The sequence below is a fragment of the Sheuella amnicola genome, from assembly GCF_010499255.1.
Classification (GTDB): Bacteria; Pseudomonadota; Gammaproteobacteria; order Burkholderiales; family Burkholderiaceae_B; genus Zwartia; species Zwartia amnicola.
On sequence record NZ_JAAGRN010000005.1, the window covers coordinates 276,725 to 294,739 of the forward strand.

12 protein-coding genes are annotated in these 18,015 nt (G+C 43.6%); 7 read left to right on the forward strand and 5 right to left on the reverse strand.

Translation table 11 applies throughout. From position 1 onward, the window contains the following. Positions 1-81 precede the first annotated feature (81 nt). The 7 genes from G3I67_RS09485 (at position 82) to G3I67_RS09515 (ending at position 11,184) form a co-directional block, all read left to right on the forward strand. A complete protein-coding gene (locus G3I67_RS09485; protein WP_163654639.1) occupies positions 82-1,476 on the forward strand; it encodes a glycosyltransferase family protein in 1,395 nt (464 codons plus the stop codon). A gap of 117 nt (positions 1,477-1,593) precedes the next feature. Beyond that, the gene (locus G3I67_RS09490) at positions 1,594-2,652 is read left to right on the forward strand and encodes an NAD-dependent epimerase/dehydratase family protein (protein ID WP_163654641.1); all 1,059 of its coding nucleotides are present in this window, start codon (positions 1,594-1,596) and stop codon (positions 2,650-2,652) included. Then, a complete protein-coding gene (locus G3I67_RS09495) occupies positions 2,649-4,823 on the forward strand; it encodes a bi-domain-containing oxidoreductase (protein ID WP_163654643.1) in 2,175 nt (724 codons plus the stop codon). The genes G3I67_RS09490 and G3I67_RS09495 overlap by 4 nt, the downstream gene beginning before the upstream one ends. Beyond that, positions 4,820-6,043: a glycosyltransferase family 4 protein gene (locus G3I67_RS09500; protein WP_163654645.1), complete on the forward strand. Its 1,224-nt coding sequence runs from the start codon at positions 4,820-4,822 to the stop codon at positions 6,041-6,043. Before G3I67_RS09495 ends, G3I67_RS09500 begins: the two co-directional genes overlap by 4 nt. A gap of 9 nt (positions 6,044-6,052) precedes the next feature. After that, positions 6,053-7,162, forward strand: a complete 1,110-nt coding sequence (locus G3I67_RS09505) for an SGNH/GDSL hydrolase family protein (protein WP_163654648.1) — start codon at positions 6,053-6,055, stop codon at positions 7,160-7,162. An 18-nt stretch (positions 7,163-7,180) separates the two neighbouring features. Continuing rightward, positions 7,181-9,193, forward strand: coding sequence for an acyltransferase family protein (locus tag G3I67_RS09510; protein WP_163654650.1), 2,013 nt, complete (start codon positions 7,181-7,183; stop codon positions 9,191-9,193). Next, on the forward strand, positions 9,193-11,184 hold the full coding sequence (locus tag G3I67_RS09515) for an acyltransferase family protein (protein WP_163654652.1): 1,992 nt from the start codon (positions 9,193-9,195) through the stop codon (positions 11,182-11,184). The genes G3I67_RS09510 and G3I67_RS09515 overlap by 1 nt, the downstream gene beginning before the upstream one ends. A 41-nt stretch (positions 11,185-11,225) precedes the next feature. On the opposite strand, the gene G3I67_RS09520 is transcribed toward G3I67_RS09515, so the two are convergent. From G3I67_RS09520 to G3I67_RS09540, 5 genes are read right to left on the reverse strand one after another with little or no spacing between them, the layout of a single operon-like run. Further along, positions 11,226-13,271: an acyltransferase family protein gene (locus G3I67_RS09520; RefSeq protein WP_163654654.1), complete on the reverse strand. Its 2,046-nt coding sequence runs from the start codon at positions 13,269-13,271 to the stop codon at positions 11,226-11,228. Continuing rightward, positions 13,268-14,863, reverse strand: coding sequence for a glycosyltransferase family protein (locus tag G3I67_RS09525; protein WP_163654656.1), 1,596 nt, complete (start codon positions 14,861-14,863; stop codon positions 13,268-13,270). Before G3I67_RS09525 ends, G3I67_RS09520 begins: the two co-directional genes overlap by 4 nt. A gap of 34 nt (positions 14,864-14,897) precedes the next feature. After that, positions 14,898-15,908 (reverse strand): hypothetical protein, encoded by a 1,011-nt coding sequence (locus tag G3I67_RS09530; RefSeq protein ID WP_163654658.1) that lies wholly within the window; start codon positions 15,906-15,908, stop codon positions 14,898-14,900. A gap of 7 nt (positions 15,909-15,915) precedes the next feature. Then, complete coding sequence (locus G3I67_RS09535) at positions 15,916-17,022, reverse strand: DegT/DnrJ/EryC1/StrS family aminotransferase (protein ID WP_163654660.1); 1,107 nt, start codon at positions 17,020-17,022, stop codon at positions 15,916-15,918. Then, positions 17,019-18,011 (reverse strand): NAD-dependent epimerase/dehydratase family protein, encoded by a 993-nt coding sequence (locus G3I67_RS09540; RefSeq protein WP_163654662.1) that lies wholly within the window; start codon positions 18,009-18,011, stop codon positions 17,019-17,021. Before G3I67_RS09540 ends, G3I67_RS09535 begins: the two co-directional genes overlap by 4 nt. Between the last annotated feature and the right edge of the window lie 4 nt (positions 18,012-18,015).

Below are 18,015 nucleotides of genomic sequence, written 5' to 3' on the forward strand. Positions count from 1 at the left end.
TTTTTGCCCAAAATTGATGCATAAACTTTAACATAGAGGCTATTTTTAAAATCTTCGATTTTTAACCCTTCACGATACTGAATGGATCTTGCCCTGAATCAGCTTAAGCAGTCTATCTTCAAGCAAGATTTTTTCTCGCTTGCGGGCAATCGTAAAACCATTGTCCTTTACAACCCCCTGTCTGGTAAGGGGCATTTTGATTCCTGGTGCGCACTCTTTACTCGAAGCTTGGTTGTTAAGGGTTGGTCCGTCTGTGTTTTGACACCCGATGCGAGTCGGATCCTTTCCGAGCTGCAAGACCTGAGCGAAGAGCGACGTCAACAGGTCTTGATACTTGACCCCCAAACCTGTTTACCCCTTTCGCCGCTAGCGCAGTATCTCACCAAAAACAAACTATCCCTTAATCTTCAACACTATCTCGTTACTACCCTGAGGAACAGAACGGATGTCCGTAGGGGTTTTGTGGACCGTCTTCATCGGATGGTTTGCAGAAAATTGCATGGATTCTTTCTGCGAAAACTAAACCCATCTTTCAAAGTCAGCCCTCACTCACCTATTGATTTTTATGATGATATTCAATTAGTTAGACAATTGATGTCTTCGCAACCTCAAATTATTTTGAATATGTATTTGGATATTTATTCAAACGTACAAACTGACTGGGAACCCTTTTATCGAAAAGTCGATTGGCATTGGACTGGCATTCATATCGATATCAACAATACGCTCCCAGCTATTTACAAAAGTAAGCTTAAAGGCCTGAAAAGTATTTTTTATATTAATGAAGACCTTGATCTTTCGAAACTCAAACAAATTGGACATATCGATCATCATTGGCTGCCAGACGTTGCCAGCACTGCCTTACCTGACCAACCCACGCCCCTCACTTTAAAAGCAACTAGCCTGGCCAAGGGACGAAAAATTATCTTTTTGGGAGGAGCGATCGGCGGAACTAAAAATATCGCAGCCTGGTGCGCTGTGATCCGCTTACTTGATCCTAGGGAATGGTTCTTTATTCAGGCGGGCGTGGTGGATCGGACGACGCTATCCATAAATGACTTAACCGCCTTGCAAGACATCGAATCTAATCCTCCAGAAAACCTGCTGACTTTTGATCATTATCTTAAAAATGATAGCGAATTCAATGAGTTAATTTCGATTTCAGATTTAATCTGGGGTATTTATCGTGATTTTGACCGTAGCAGCAACATTCTCGGAAAATCCGCCATGTTTCATAAGCCAATTTTAGTAAGCAACAAATTCCTGATGGGGCAACGTGTCAAAGAATATGGAATTGGTTTGGCTGTCGACGAAAACAGCGCCAAGCAGATTGCGGAATCCATCGCCTTTTTAATTTCTCACCCAGTTGATTCAAAGCATTTTGACCGTTATAGCCTTGAACATGGTCCTGAAGCTCTTTCAGACAAATTGGATCAGTCTTTAACCAAATATTGCCAAACTGAAAAACTCGATTAATTACCTCGAGTTAGCAGTTATTCATCCGTACTTGATTCAAAGCGATTCGCTGTAGGAATCGCTTTAACACCGTTACAATCACCCAAAAGCATAGTTTCAAACATCGAGGTGTTTCGCGTGTCCATTTCTCAGGCTTATAAAGACAAAACCATCCTGATCACAGGCGGCGCAGGTGCAATTGGTAGCAATCTTACCCGTGCACTCGCACAAGCAGGTGCAGCGAAGGTTGTCATTTTGGATGACTTGTCTGCATCCTACGAATGGAGCATCCCGAACTTACCCAATGTCCTGTTCGTTAAAGGCAGCATTACGAGCGATATCGATTTAAAGCGTGTTTTTCACGAAAAACCCGACTACATCTTTCATCTAGCCGCTTTCTTCGCGAATCAAAACTCCGTCGATTATCCTGAAAAAGATCTGATGGTCAGTCAGCTCGGCACCATCAAGATGCTAGAACACGCCGTACTGCAAAGCGGCATTAAACGCTTTGTTTATGCTGGGTCAGGTTGCGCCATTTACGGTGCACAGGCACCTCTTCCTCTCAAAGAAGAGTTTATGTCCATGCATCTGACAACCCCTTACCAAATTTCAAAAATGGCGGGCGAGTTGTATTGCAACTTCTACTGGCATCACTATGGTTTGCCAGTTGTCAAAACACGTTTCTTCAATTCCTATGGCCCTGGCGAAGTCCCCGGTCAATACCGTAACGTGATCCCAAATTTCATTTATTGGGCAATGAAAGGACAGCCTCTCCCTATCACGGGCGACGGAAAAATGACCCGCGACTTTACGTATGTCATGGATATCGTTGACGCGTTACTCAGAGCAGGCATTGTTGAAGAAGCCATTGGTGCCGAAATGAACATCGCATCAGCCCGTGAAATTGAAATCGTTCAAATGGCGGAAATGGTCAACGAACTCACTGGTAACAAGGCTGGTCTGCTCTACACCGATCGTCGAAAGTGGGATACCAAGTCACGTCTGCTTGCCAGCATCGACAAAGCAAAAGATCTACTCGGTTACGACCCTAAAACGACCTTTGAAGACGGTCTGCGCACGACAATCGACTGGTTCAAGAACAATTGGGACGATATCCGCCGCGATGCTGAGTTCCCCCCCGGAATGTCTTCAGCCGTCAAAAACTATGTGCTGCGCCAAGACTCTGAGAAGAAATGAAGCAAGTTGTTCAAAGCTATAAAACAGGTGATGTCACCCTGCGTGACGTTCCTGTGCCTCAGTGTGGCGGAAAACGTATTCTGGTCCGCAACACTTGTTCGCTGATCAGTTTAGGCACCGAGCGCTCAACGATTGAGTTGGGTCGAAAATCCTTAATGGGTAAAGCGGCTTCCAGACCCGATCTGGTACGCAGGGCTTGGGACAAAGCTAAAAAAGAAGGCTTTCTCAAAACATGGCAAGAAGCCATGGGCCGTCTTGATACACCGACCCCTTTAGGCTACAGCAGTGCTGGCATTGTTGAACAATGCGGTACGGCTGCGACAGAGTTTTCGCCTGGTGATCGCGTAGCTTGTATCGGACAAGGATTCGCCTCCCATGCAGATTTTGTCTCCATTCCTGTCAACCTGGCTTGTCGGGTTCCTGAGGGTGTCAGTGCAGAAGAAGCATCATTTGGCATGCTTGGAATTATTGCGCTGCACGGAATTCGCAGCGCGAATCTGACCTTTGGGTCTCGCGTAGTGGTGATGGGTCTCGGTCTTTTGGGCCTTCTCACCATCCAAATGTTGCGAGCGTATGGTTGCGAAGTGATCGCACTTGATCCTTCGCTCGACAAAATTGAACTCGCCAAAAAGTATGGCTTTCAGCAGGTCACGACAGACACTGAAGAGCTCACCCGCTTGTCCGACACTTTCACTGGCGGCTATGGTGCCGATGCAGTCATCATTACGGCAGCAAGCAAAGACCGCGGTCCGGTGGATCTGGCGGTACAGCTTTGTCGCCCCAAAGGCAGAATTGTGGTCGTCGGCACTGCAGACATCCATCCTGATCGTAATGAACTTTGGCTCAAAGAAATCGATCTGGTTGTCTCCAAAGCCGCTGGTCCTGGATCTCTTGATCCGCTTTACGAACTGGAAGGTCTCGAACTACCGATTGGTGAAGTTCGCTGGACACAAAAGCGTAACCTGCAAGAATTCCTGCGCTTGCTTGCCGATAAAAAAGTGGATGTTCAACCGCTGATTACACATCGCTTCATCATCGGCGAGGCTGAAAGCGTGTACGCTCAATTCATCGCGGGCAAACTGATTCAGCCCATTGGTGTCTTGCTTGAGTACCCGAGCAACACCATCATTGAGCGTTCGTTACCCTTGCCAGCGAGTCAGGCAAAGTCCAACACGTCAAAGGGTCACATACAAATCGGTGTCATCGGTGCGGGCCTGTTTGGCAAGGCCTTGTTATTACCCGCCTTACAAAAGCAGTCTGGGGTCTCTTTACACACCCTGGTTACTGGCTCAGGTGCAAGTGTTGAACACAGCGCACGCAAGTTTGGTTTCGCCAACCAAGCAACAGATAGTGCATCCCTTTGGTCTAACCCCGACGTTGATGGAATTGTTGGCATCACACCTCACAGTCAGCATGCCAGACTCGTTAGCGATGCGATTCAATATGGCAAAGCGCTGTTTATCGAAAAGCCGTTGTGTACAACCGAAGAGGAATTTAACGCTCTAAAAGCTCTTGCCACTCAAGCAACCAGCCTACCGATTCTGTTCGTTGGACACAACCGACGCTTTTCACCGCATGCTGTGCAGATGCGTCAATGGCTAGCGAGCCGTCAGTCCCCCTTAGTCATGCAGATGCGTATCAATACTGGATTTGTCCCTGCATCGCATTGGGTTCATTCTGACGATGAAGGTCGCAGCCGTGTCGTGGGTGAAATGTCTCATTTTATTGATCTGATCCAGTCGCTGGCTGGTGCCCTTATCGTTCGTGTATCTGCAGAACGCATTTCAGGCGATAACCGGACAAGCGTAAATAATGACAATATCGCCATCAGTTTCAAACTCTCAGACGGCTCTGTTGGCGCGCTGATTTACTCGGCTTCCGGGGATAAGGCGTTTTCGCGAGAAGCATTGGAAATTTTCTTTGACGGCAAAACCATCACCTCAAAAGATTTCCGCCTGAGCGAATTCCATCACAACGGAAAGACCGATACCTTTAAAACACGCAATCAAGAGATGGGTTACCTCGAAGAATTAAAACACTTCACCGACTGCGTTTCCGGTAAAGACTCCATCGCCGTCCCTCCAACTGAAGTATTTGCGACCATGGCGGTCATTTTCGGTATCGAGCGCGCCTTGGCGACTGCTCAGGTCATCAGTTTGGATATGCCGTGAACATTCTTCTCGTTACTGACTCATACCCGCCCGAGATTCGCTCAGCTTCACACTTGATGCTTGAGCTTGCCCAAGAGCTCAAATGCAGAGATCATCGGGTGACGGTTATCACCACCTGGCCTGAATACAATCTGGATCAGGATCAGGCTCTCCGGGATTTCAAAGAATTCGAAACGGAGGATGGCATTAACGTCATCCGTGTCAAAACGCTTCCGCACCACAATGTGAATTACCTTGTGCGAGGTCTGTCACAACTTTTAATGCCTGTGCAATTTTTGCTGAAGCTGCGCAAGTACAAGATCAAGCCCGACGCTGTGGTTGTCTATAGTCCACCCTTACCGCTCGCCTTAGTCGGTAGTTGGTTGCGCCGAAAAGGCGTGCGCAACTTGTTGAATGTGCAGGACTTGTTTCCACAGAATGCGATTGATCTGGGTATTTTGACCAGCAAAATGCAAATCAAGTTTTTTCAAGCAATTGAACGTTACGCTTATCGCACCGCAGACGTTGTGACCGTGCACTCAGACGGCAACAGAAAGATGGTTCTGCAACAACATCCCGAATTAGGATCCAAGTTACGGTTACTCCACAACTGGGTCGATATCGATCACCATAGCCATGAGGATGAATCGTCTTCGCGAACGCAAGTCGACTTTCGGCAGAAGTGGGGAATTAAACAAAAACATGTTGCGGTTTTTGCTGGGGTGATGGGACCATCGCAATATTTGGAATTGATTCTTGGCGTTGCTGAACGTTTGCAAGACCAGAACGATTTGCTGTTTTTACTCGTTGGTGACGGCAAAGAAAAAGAGAAGTTACAGGCCTTAGCCAAAGATAAAAATCTAAATAACATTCAATTCGAAGGCTTTATTTCAAGGGATGTTTATCCCGATTTGCTAAAGGCCTGCAGTATTGGTCTGGTTTGCCTCAGTCCGCAAAATAAAACACCTGTCGTCCCGGGAAAAATTCTTGGACACATGGCTTCCGGATTACCTGTGGTTGCTTTCCTGCATACCGCAAGCGATGGCCACGCAATGATCGCTGATGCCAAGTGCGGCGTCTCTGCCAATTCAGCCGACTGGGAGGACTGCGCTGAAGTTTTGCGGGCACTCATGCAGCGCAGTGATGAGTTCGAGTCCATCGGCCTTTCTGGCAAAAAATACGCCACCGAGCACTTCTCAAAAGAAGTTTGCGTGTCTCAATTAGAGGCCATGATTCTCTAAAAGGGACTTATGAGTACTCTTAAAAAAGTCATTTTCCTATTTATCGGCCTGTCCATCAGCCTAGTCATTGGCATTACTTTTTTAGAGCTCTTTTTTGGCAACTGGTGGAATAAAGACGATTGGCGCGACACGCGGTCTCTAAACATCGTTAGAAGTTTTACTCACGACTATCGCATCGATCGAATTTATGACGGCTGGGGACCAACCTCAACCTACACTCGGGATCACTACGGTTTACGCGGGCCGTGTACAGAAATAGACAAAATCAATATTCTGACGATTGGTGGTTCAACGACTGATCAGCGTTTTATTTCTGACGGCCTGACTTGGCAAGACTCTCTACAAAAAAATTTAAGAACCCTGAATCACCCCCACACCTGCATTGCGAACGCAGGCGTGGATGGTCACAGTACGTTTGGCCATATCGAAGCCTTCAATATCTGGTTTCCAAAAATTCAATCCCTCAAACCACAACTGATTCTTTTATATGTTGGGGTGAACGATGCCGGCTTTAGACTTGAACCTTTTGCAGGTTTTGATACTAAAGCAGGTGAAGAGGAATCGCGCTTAAAGATCTGGCTTAGAGAAAAATCTGCTCTATATGCCCTGCTCAGATTCATCCGCAATGCATTGACGCCTAAACCTAAAGCATCTTATGCAGAGCACACAAAACATCCATTCTCTCTGGATGAATATATACGTTCTGAAAATTCAACAGGTGCTTTAACTCTTGCTGAAGAAAACAAGCGAGCGTTCTCAAAGAGACTGAGTATTGTTTTGCAAACAATCAAAAAAATGGGTGCTTTACCTGTCTGCATTTCCCAACCACACCTTTATGTGAACTCGTCAACCGGCGTCAAAAAGGGGGTCCCTTTTGCCTTTGAATATAAAGGTGTTGTCTATAACGGACTAGATTACGATGCTTCAATCAATTTGTTAAATCAAGAGATGGCCTCGCTCTGTCCCTCCCAAGGCGGTTTTTATATCGATGCGGCAAGTAATACTTTTGCACCTGAAGATTTTTATGATCTTGTTCACATGACTCCTGTGGGTGCAAAAAAACTTGGCAATCTTATTGCTCAAGAAATGGTTAGGCAAAAAATTCCAATGGCTTTTTAATTAAAAACAAAAGAGAGCATGTCATTGCCCCCTGATCAACGCGCATCAAATACTGAGCACTTTGCCTATCGTCCCGATATCGATGGTTTGCGGGCTATCGCTGTACTGTCTGTACTTGGCTTTCACGCCTTTCCCCAGTGGGTGAAGGGAGGCTTTATTGGTGTCGATATTTTCTTCGTTATTTCAGGCTTTTTGATCACCACTATTCTGTATAAAAATCTCCAGACTGAGCGTTTCAGTCTTCTGGATTTCTATAGTCGTCGTATCAGAAGGATTTTCCCCGCCTTAATTCTTGTTCTGACGTGCTGTTTAATTTTTGGATGGTTTTCATTGCTCGCCGATGAGTTCGCGCTGCTTGGTAAACACATCGCGAGTGGAGCCGCCTTTGTTTCCAATTTAGTGCTTTGGCAAGAGAGCGGTTATTTTGACGTGGCCGCCGAAACAAAACCGTTGCTCCATCTATGGAGCCTCGGCATTGAAGAGCAGTTCTATATTTTTTGGCCACTTATTCTCTGGTTAAGTTGGCACAAAAAAATCAATCTTTTAAAAGTAACCCTCTACCTGCTCTTTCTATCGTTTGCACTCAATATCTGGTTGCATACGGATTCACGCATCGCCGATTTTTACTCGCCCTTGACCCGCGCTTGGGAACTGTTGGCTGGGGGTGCGTTGGCGCTCTACCGATCTAAGCAGCCGCCCTCACATTTTGATGATTTCGCTTCAAAATCCAAAGCCTTTCTTTCTGTTTTAGGACTTGTCTTATTAGTCTCTGGTTTTTTACTCATCACCAAGGAGCGTGATTTCCCCGGATATTGGGCCATCTTTCCTACTGCAGGTGCTTTATTACTTCTTTATGCAGGTGAGCATTCACTGATTAATAAATACCTCTTATCCAATCGAGTGCTAGTTTGGTTTGGGCTGATCAGCTTTCCACTTTATTTGTGGCACTGGCCTTTACTTTCCTTTGCACGGATTTTTTCCGATGGCGATGATCCTCCCCGTCACATCCGTATCGGTGCCTTAGTACTTTCTATTTTGCTAGCTTGGCTAACAAAAATTATTGTCGAGCAACACTTACGCTTTGGGCGACAGGCAAAGCTTAAATCAATCGTTCTGGCTGTCTTAATGCTACTCATAGGTGCGCTTGGTTATCTAACATATGCTAAAGACGGTTTTCCAGCTCGTCTCAAAAATATTCCTAACTCGATTGAAGTCGTAAAACTTGAAATACCTGCAGGATTCAAATCAGTCTTTGTAGATGGTTGGCCTTTTTATCAAAAAAATTCTGACAAAAAACAAACGAGTCTTTTTATTGGAGACAGTAACGCCCTGCATCTGTCGCCTCGAATTGACGAATTAATTAATCGCGCACCCAAAGAAACTAATTCTGCAATTTTTTCAATTGCAGTCGGTTGCCTCCCAATGCCGGAGACAAACTACACGGATGCCTCACGTGGCTGTAGTGCTCTCATGCCACGGTCTTTAAAGTTTGTCGAAGATCACCCTGAAATTCAAAAAGTCATTTTGTCAGGTAACTGGTATGAGCATCTTAGTGGTAATGGACATTACTTTGACAATGGCATTTCGCGTTATCCAATAACCTTGCAATCTACAGGCTACAAACTTGCCCTTGATGCTCTAGGACGATATATCAAAACGCTTCAACATGCTGGTAAAGAGGTTTATTTTGTTCTGAATATTCCAATCGGCTCTGAATTAAATCCCAAGCATCGAATTCAGCGCTCTATCCTTCATTTCCCAAATATATTAAGTACACGTGAAGGGGGATTAAGCTATCAGATGCTGAATAGTCGCTATGGTCAAATTCGGTCTGACCTGATTGAAATGGCTAATCAGAATGGTGCAATTTTGATCGATCCAGAAAAGTCACTTTGCAGTGAAGATCTTTGCCCCAGTGTTGATCGCTCTGGAACCGCGATTTATCTCGACTCAACGCACTTACACCCTACCTTCGCCCGCCAGCAAGCCAATTTCATTGATCAAACGGTTATTGAGACAGTGACGAAATAATGCAGCCACAAACTCACCCTAAATATCGTTCTGACATTGATGGTCTTCGCGCTGTTGCTGTGCTTTCAGTAGTCGGTTTTCATGCTTTTCCTTCCCTGATACCTGGGGGATTTATTGGTGTTGATATTTTTTTTGTCATTTCCGGCTTTTTGATTTCCAGCATTATTTTTCAAAACCTTGAACTCAATCAGTTCAATATTCTTGATTTTTATGTGCGTCGGATTAAACGGATTTTCCCTGCTTTATCACTTGTTCTTTTCGCTTGTCTTACCTTTGGGTGGTTTACACTTCTCGCTGATGAGTATGCACAACTTGGCAAACACACCGCAGCAGGTGCGGGATTTGTCTCTAACTTTGTTTTATTGAGCGAGAGTGGTTACTTCGATACAGCGTCCGATACCAAACCTTTACTCCATTTATGGAGTCTTGGTATTGAAGAACAGTTTTATATATTTTGGCCTTTATTAGCGTGGATCGCCTGGCGTTGTAATCGATCACTTTTAACGACGTTACTTTTTTGTGTGGCTGTTTCTTTTGGATTGAATGTCTTTACCATTCAGACTGATCAGGCATCAACCTTTTACCTTCCTCAGACACGTGTCTGGGAGCTTTGGATTGGCGCAGTGGTCGCCTGGTTAAATCTTTATCGAAAGAATCTTTGGCAGAGCTTATCTAATTCACAGACCAATTTTTTATCTTTTACTGGGTTTGCACTTATTTTTTTAGGCTTAGGTCTAACCAATAAGCAATCTTTATTCCCTGGGGCATGGTCCTTATTACCTTGCCTAGGTGCCGCCTTGATCATTTTTGCAGGCGAGCACACTTATCTGAATAAAATATTTTTAACATCTAGACCCGTTATTTGGTTTGGTTTAATCAGTTTTCCGCTCTATCTTTGGCATTGGCCTTTACTGTCCTTCGCTCATATTCTTGAAAATGAAACACCTTCTAGAGAAATTCGTCTAGCAGCAATTATTTTGGCCGTCATACTTGCATGGTTAACTTACAAACTCATTGAACGTCCTATTCGCTTTTCGCGTGCGAATAAATTTGTCACCATCACCTTGGTGGTCATCATATTTTGTCTTGGGACTTCTGGATATCTGATTTTCAAAGACGATGGAATCTCTTCTCGAGGGATTGTTGTTCGGCATAGCGATCCACGTCAAACAGCAGACTTTGCTTCATTTCCCGCCTCTTCTTGCCTTCCTGAAACGAGTCCATTTTTAGCTAATCAGTTTTGTACTAAGTACTCGCCCCCTCACCCCAGTAAAACCCTTCTTCTTTGGGGCGACTCGTCTACAGGTGCCTGGTTACCAGTATTTCAAAAAATTGGCTATGAACAAGGGTTTGCTGTTATCAACATCATGCACCCTTCATGCCCACCGATTTTGCACGCCAGGAAAACAAGATTTGATTATCCTGAAAGCAGAAAATATTGTGAAAACGGAAACACTCAAAGTGAAGTGATTGAACTCATTCGGAAGATTGAGCCTGATGAAATTATCGTCATTGCAGCTTGGAATTCTTATAGCGCTTATAGCAAACGCGAATTCTTGACTGACTCAAGAAGTAAAAGTGCCGACACTGCGACAACCTCAAAAGTTTTGGAAACTCGCATCCCGGAAACATTGAAGACACTCTCCAACATTGCTCCAACGATTATTTTTAAAAGCTGGCCGATCTTGCCTTACATGCCAATGAATAGGAACGTGGAGCTTCTTGGAACGCGCAAACGAATTGTTTATGTTAATAAAAATGAATTTATTCAAGATAATGCGCAGATCAATAGAATTTTTGATCAAATTCATGATCAGAATATTATATTTTTTGATCCCGCCTATAAAGTTTGCCAGTCCGATCAGTGCACTTCTGTTTTGAACGGCGTCAATCTATACACCGACAAATACCATATCACGCCTCAAGGTACGTTGCTATTTAAAACAGAAATTGAACAATTGCTTAACTCTAAACACCAGATAAATAAGTAATCACAATTCAGTAATTGATCTTCAGCGCCCGGGGATCAGAACTACTTGATCAATAATTGTTGTTCGAGATAACTAGCCTGCTCTTTCACAAAGAATGGTCGTAAGTGATGGCTATCCTTATATATCGGCTTTTTATCTTTCGTAAGACGCAGACATTGCCCCTGCGGACAGAGTGCTGCCTGCTGATCAATCACATTGACACGTGCTTGTTGCGCAATTTTTTTAAGTCTTTCGTTTAATTCGACCTGCTCAGGATCAAGTTGGATCTCTTCTTTTAAGTGTTGGTCCCCTTTAAAGTCAAGTCGATTTCCTATCAAATTACGAGGGTTATAAGACTCTCCAAAGGGGTTATCCAGCAACAAATAAACCTCATGGCCTTTTGAGAGCAATTTCAAAAATTGCTCAAGCTCCGCTATCGCCATATCAGCCCCAGCACCTCCTCTAAAAGGGTGGCGCACCTGTCCCTCATTGAAGTAATAATTCAGGCCTTTATCAGTTGAGTTTATTTTTTTAGTTTCGTGTAAAAAATAACAATTCCAACATCCACCCAGAACAACCTTCTTAATGGTTTTCGATTTTTTTAATACATCCAAAATCGAGTTGAAGGTGTCGTCACAACGCTTCAAACTGTCTTCTCGCACCTGAGGTATTAAAGGACAGCCTCCCCCAATCATGACGATGGTAGGTGGAAACTTTCCTTCTTCACTTAGCTTCTTGATACGCGGTAAAAACTGCTCAATATGTGAATCTCCAATCATAAGAATCTCAGGGGGCAAAGTTGAATTTGCCATCACTTGATGACCAAGATAATTCAAATCTTCTAAATTTCGTCCCCCCTCCCAGTCTTCTATTGCCTCAGAAACGTTTTTAAATTCTGCGGCAAAATTTCGTTCCGGATATCCGTCCGCACGATAGGTCTGATAACCAAGCACACCAACGAGGATCATGGCTACCGTCAGGAACGACGTCTTGAGTCGTGGAAACCTTCCAAATCTCAAGGGCTTTTCTATCAATAAATAAGTTGCGATCGCTAATATAAATGTAAAGGCAACAGCAATGAGGCGATGGAAAACAGAAGGTCTGGTTCCCTCAATGATTGTCGCAATTGACAATAACGGCCAGTGCCATAAATAAAGAGGGTAACTAATCAACCCTACCCACACAAGTATGGGATGTGTTAGTAAGGCTCGATTCACCCAGCCCCTAATACCAATCGCAATCAGTATGACTGCACCAACTGTTGGCAACAAGGCCCACCAGCCCGGAAAATCTTTTTGTGGATTGATGAAAATCAGACCCGAAATAACCGCTAACAAACCTACCATTGATAAGAGGTTGGCACGTTTTTCCAATGTATTGCTAACAATTTGAGAAAAACGAATATTGATCCATTGGTTTCTTGATTCTGTATGCTGGCACAACGCCAGAAGCGTTCCTAACAACAACTCCCACACGCGGGTTTGCGGCGAATAAAATTTTGTTGTCGGATCTGCCGTTGTGAATACATTCAAAAAAAACGAGACAACTGCCAGCAGTCCGACAATTTTGATCATGTTAGATTTTGATCGCCACAACAACCACAATAGTGGTGGTAAAAATATATAAAACTGTTCTTCTACGCCTAAAGACCACAAATGCAATAACGGTTTGGTCTCGCCAGATACATCGAAGTAACCACTTTCTTGCATATACGCGATATTTGAAAAGAACGCAGCTCCAGCAGCGATATGCTTTCCAAGTTGCTTGAATTCACTACCCGTAAATAAAAAATAGCCTGCCACATAGCAAGCAATCAACATACATAAAAGTGCTGGAAATATTCTCCTGATCCTTTTTTGATAAAACGTCTGCAAACTGTATGTGTTTGAGCTTAATGACTTAATCAGATTTGAAGAAATTAAATATCCAGAGATGATGAAGAAGACATCTACACCAACAAAACCACCTTTGAAAATACTCGGAAAGGCATGAAAACCGATCACCATCATCACCGCTATTGCACGTAGTCCATCGATATCTGAACGATAGGGGTGATCCAGCGGCATTTTGGGTGTCAACGCTGGTTTGTATTTTTTAAATAAATTCATTTCGTCGCTAATGCTTCTTCACATAATTTCGGAATATAAATACTCAGGGAAGCATCACGATATAAAAATGTTGTTTTAGGTGTTTTGTATTTTTTAAACAAAACAAAATCTTCAGGAATTTTTGCAATGTCTGAACCGTCATTTGCGAGTTCCTGAAGGATCAAAATATCTCGATCTTTTTTTAACTTTTGCTCAATATTCAAGTCCGGACGCAAATTACTAATCGCATCGGATGTCCAATGCGCAGCAATCTGATACCGTTCAAACGGACTAATCACGACTAAAAAACTGTCTTGCGTCATGTTGTAGTGATATTTCAGCTTGCATACAGCATGTACCTTTTTCAGATCTGCTTCAATTTCATTATAAAAACCTATTGCATCTGCTTCCCATTTCTGATTTCTGAAATAGCTGGGGGTGAAAACTGTTTTGGTATTTTTAATTTTATTTTCATTCGGCCAAAAATAATTAGTTGTACTGAAGCTATCACCTGACCCAGTTGGTGCAATCGTTATCGAAAGGGTGATGGCAAGAACAGCAAAAAGCGCGAACTGAGCCTTGATTTTTCGGCCAACCATGTAAACGTTCACCAGTCCAATCATTCCTCCAGTCGCAAGGCGAAAAATTTCGGGCAAATGCAACGCGCTCGATATCAATAACATAGACAGCAGCGCAACTTTAAAATTATTCGAATAACTTTGCCTGTACTGACTACTGAGTACCCCCAAGACGACAACCCCTCCATTGATCAGTACTGTCATGAGGATCAACATCCACCGCACATCCAGTCTCAAAACCCCACTCACAATTTGCTTGATAAACGGGACAATCAATCCCATTCCCTTCATGTGAGGAAAAAACTCTGCTGCATATAACTGAGGCAAGTTCCACGACATTGTTTTCCAGTAGTTAAGAATGTCGTGACTATATAAATACGCAATAAAAATGAGTATCGGTAGTACAAATCCCGCTAGGCTGACGAGCCCTTCTCTAATTTTTTTAATCTTGCTTTCTGATTCATTCAAAACATCAATAATGATCACCGCCACCAAGTACAAAAGCACTGGAGGCAATAAGCCTTCTCTTGTCAGTACAGCCAGTGCAAAGGCAAAGCCGCTAATAAAATATCTGATTGATTTTTGTTCTTTACTCAAACTATTGAATAGCCCAAGCATCAACAGAGGGAATGCCAGGTAGTTTGACCACGGATAAATAGCAAAGGGATGTACTAGAAAATAAGTCAGTACGATAGCAAGCGCAATTTTCTGATTTGATTCAACTCGCTCAGCTATGAAATAAACAAGCAAGAGCCCACACGCATAAAAAACCGAAGTCACTAAAATCAATGACTGTAAATTTGCACCTAAATATTTATATGCAAAGGCATGTATCGATGTCGTCAAAAAACCATACAAAATATAAATATTTTTGTATGGTGCTAGGCCCTCAGCCATATCTTTGGCATTGCTGATCATTGATCCCCAATGCGCATGATCAATACTGTATTGTCCTTGCCAGACGGCGCCAAAGACAGACAATGCAAACATGACAGCCAATGACAGATAAATTGTCTTGTTGAATTGGCTTTTCATCCAAATCCCTTTTCAAAGCAAGCTTACGCCAGTATCAGGCCGAAATCATTCTAGTAAGCTTGTTCGTTATTCGTGTTGCCAAAGACTTTTTTTCTTCGCTTTGAATCAGATATTTGTTCGTATCAGGGATTTTCTTTCGAGGTGATTCTAGAATGCCTTCAACAAAATTCGGGACGACCGATTGAACAACACCCGCTGCTTTCCATAATGCGTGGCGATATGGTTCGTAAATGCTGTAAGGAATAATTTCATTATCCATGTAAACACGGGGCATCGCCGTAAAGCCACCGTCTTCTATCATTTTGTACCCGTGGTAGTGGTAAAAAATTAATGGGTGTTCATTAATTGTGACTCGGCCATTATTTTCTGCGATCTGATAAGAAGCAAAGTTCCAGGGACCAACCCCTGCACCAAGGTGCTGTATGACGTGGACGCCATTAAAGTATGTTGTCCAGTTATCCAGATATTTTTGATCGCCAAAGCGCCCATCCTCTGAGCGATTGAAACACCACTCTAAACACTTTTCCCGCCACCAGTTTAGAGTTTTCAAACCATCTTGATCTCGTCGAAATCCAACCCACTGCACGTTGTATTTGCCATTGACGATCGACTCTTCGAAACCTTTTGAAAATCGATGCTCAATAATGCTGACCGAGGTTTGTCCCAACTCATCAAATATGGGCTGCGGATCACTAAAGAACAGCAGGTCTGCATCTAAATAGGTCAGATACTCGATGTCTGCGTGCTGATTCATGACGTAGCTAATAATACTTGGGGTGCATGTCCAGCAATACTCAGCTACAGATCGCTCCGACTTAACTGCAAGCAGCTCCGGACTTTCAAAGTCAATTCGTTTGATCAGCACTGCTTTTTCAAGCTTAAGTTTGTCAAGTATCTGATAGGTTGTTTCGTCCATGCACAACACAAACAAACACATATTCTTTGTATGTGCGGCAAGTGATTGATACATTGCCAGGCCTTTAATCAAATAGTTTTGATCAAATAGCGTACAAAACCATTTTTTATCGTGGGCCTGTATATTCATTCTGAATTCACTCTTCAGTCGTAAAGTCATTTACCGCAGCGATGACTGTCTGTACGTCACGGTCACTCATTTGAGGATGGCAGGGTAATGACAAACACGTATTAGCATGGCACTCACTGTGACCCAACCCTTGTGGATCACGAGCAACTTGTTGACACGGCACTTGGTTATGTATCGGAATCGGATAATGAATCAATGCCTGGATACCGTTCTTGTGCAGATGTGCTTGCAATTCATCACGCTTCTCACACAGCACGACAAATAAATGATACACATGCGCCGTTTTGAACTGAGGCTCTGCAAGCAAACGAACTGCTTTGTTATTCAGACCTACTCGATATAAGGCAGCAATCTCTTGACGGCGTTGGGTATTAGCCTCAAGCCACTTCAAACGCGTATGTAATATTGCGGCCTGCAACTCATCCAGCCGGCTATTCATGCCCAGTTCCGGATGCTGATAGCGAACACTTTGTCCATAATTTCTAAGACATTGTGCTCGCGTTGCAATTGTCTCTGTATTTGTAACAAGCATCCCCGCATCACCTGGCGCACCAAGATTTTTAGTCGGGTAGAAACTATACGCGCCTAAAACCCCAAAATGTCCTGCCACACGACCATTCATACTTGCAAGGTGTGATTGTGCACAATCTTCAACTAATGCAATTTTATTTTTATGACAAAAGTTGACCCAATTTTGCATGTCACGTATTTGTCCATACAAATGGACAAGAACAACTGCTTTTGTTTTTTCAGACAGACAACGGTTGACGCTTTCCAATGATAAGAGACCTGTTTCCGGGTCGATATCCGCAAGCACAGGCGTTGCACCGGCTCTAATCACCGCAAGTACAGTTGCAAAAGCCGTCATTGGTGTCGTGATAACTTCATCTCCCGGACCGATATCTAAACAGCGCAGACCGATTTCAATCGCATCGACCCCATTGCCTACACCGACACCAAAATCCACACCACACAGCTTTGCCCATGCAGCTTCAAACGCTGCAACTTCGGGCCCAAGAACATACCAACCTGAGTCGAATACTCGCTTAGCCGCCTCAAGCATTGCATCACGAACCTCTACCGGTTCGGCCTTGAAGTCATTCATTAAAATCATGACTGTATATCCCAGTAGTGTCTGTGGTGTTCTTTGTAATATTGAAGTGTCTTTTCAAGACCATTTTTCAGACTCGTTTTGGGTTGCCACCCAAGTTCATGACGAATCAACGAAAAATCACTGTAATAATCCCCAATATCAATCGCTTTACGCTCAGGAGGAAATGGAATCATCTTGTATTGTGCGCCAGGAGATATTCCTATCATCAGTTGCGCCAAACTCTTTAAATCTATGACTTCCTGACTGCCAAGGTTATAGACTTTTCCATTTGCTGTTTCACTTTGGCCAGCAAGCAATAAAGCCTCTACGCAATCATCGACGTGATTAAAGTCTCTTTTTTGTAATCCATCGCCAAATATCTCAATTGGATCCCCCTCGATCATGCGTCGAATCCAAATACCCAAAAATGTCTGCCGCGCGTCCTTGACGCGCATTCCGTTACCGTAGGTATTCGTTAGCCTCAAGGCACACGTTCTCAAACCGTAGACATTGTTGTAGAGCAAGTGATACCACTCACCGGCCAGCTTATTAATTCCATTGACATCAACCGGTCGGATGGGATGTTTTTCATCCACGGGAAGATAATCAGGTTTGCCGTACAACTGTCGCGTGCTGGCAAATATAATCTTTGTCTGGGGATTCTTGGCGCGACAGACTTCCAACAGACTCAACTGCGCAGCAGCATTAATATCCAGATCCGTTTTAGGATCTGTCATTGAATCTAGATGGCTAGTCTGTCCTGCTAAATTAAATACATATTCCTGATCTTTAATCAGATATTCCATCGCATAAGTATCGCGAACATCACTGATGTTGATGACGACTTCATTTTTAATATCATCAATATTGAAGTTATTACCGCCATACTGCGGAATCAGACTATCGATCAGGGTAACTTTGGCGCCCTGATTTACTAAGGATCGAGCAAGATTTGAACCAATAAAACCTAATCCTCCAGTAATTAAAATTTTTTTATTTAAGTAAAACATTACT

Coding starts and splice junctions, on each gene's coding strand:
- G3I67_RS09540 (WP_163654662.1), bottom strand. CDS start 18,011: ATGTTTTACTTAAATAAAAAAATTTTAATTACTGGAGGATTAGGTTTT.
- G3I67_RS09485 (WP_163654639.1), top strand. CDS start 82: ATGGATCTTGCCCTGAATCAGCTTAAGCAGTCTATCTTCAAGCAAGAT.
- G3I67_RS09510 (WP_163654650.1), top strand. CDS start 7,181: ATGTCATTGCCCCCTGATCAACGCGCATCAAATACTGAGCACTTTGCC.
- G3I67_RS09525 (WP_163654656.1), bottom strand. CDS start 14,863: ATGAAAAGCCAATTCAACAAGACAATTTATCTGTCATTGGCTGTCATG.
- G3I67_RS09495 (WP_163654643.1), top strand. CDS start 2,649: ATGAAGCAAGTTGTTCAAAGCTATAAAACAGGTGATGTCACCCTGCGT.
- G3I67_RS09515 (WP_163654652.1), top strand. CDS start 9,193: ATGCAGCCACAAACTCACCCTAAATATCGTTCTGACATTGATGGTCTT.
- G3I67_RS09505 (WP_163654648.1), top strand. CDS start 6,053: ATGAGTACTCTTAAAAAAGTCATTTTCCTATTTATCGGCCTGTCCATC.
- G3I67_RS09535 (WP_163654660.1), bottom strand. CDS start 17,022: ATGATTTTAATGAATGACTTCAAGGCCGAACCGGTAGAGGTTCGTGAT.
- G3I67_RS09530 (WP_163654658.1), bottom strand. CDS start 15,908: ATGAATATACAGGCCCACGATAAAAAATGGTTTTGTACGCTATTTGAT.
- G3I67_RS09520 (WP_163654654.1), bottom strand. CDS start 13,271: ATGAATTTATTTAAAAAATACAAACCAGCGTTGACACCCAAAATGCCG.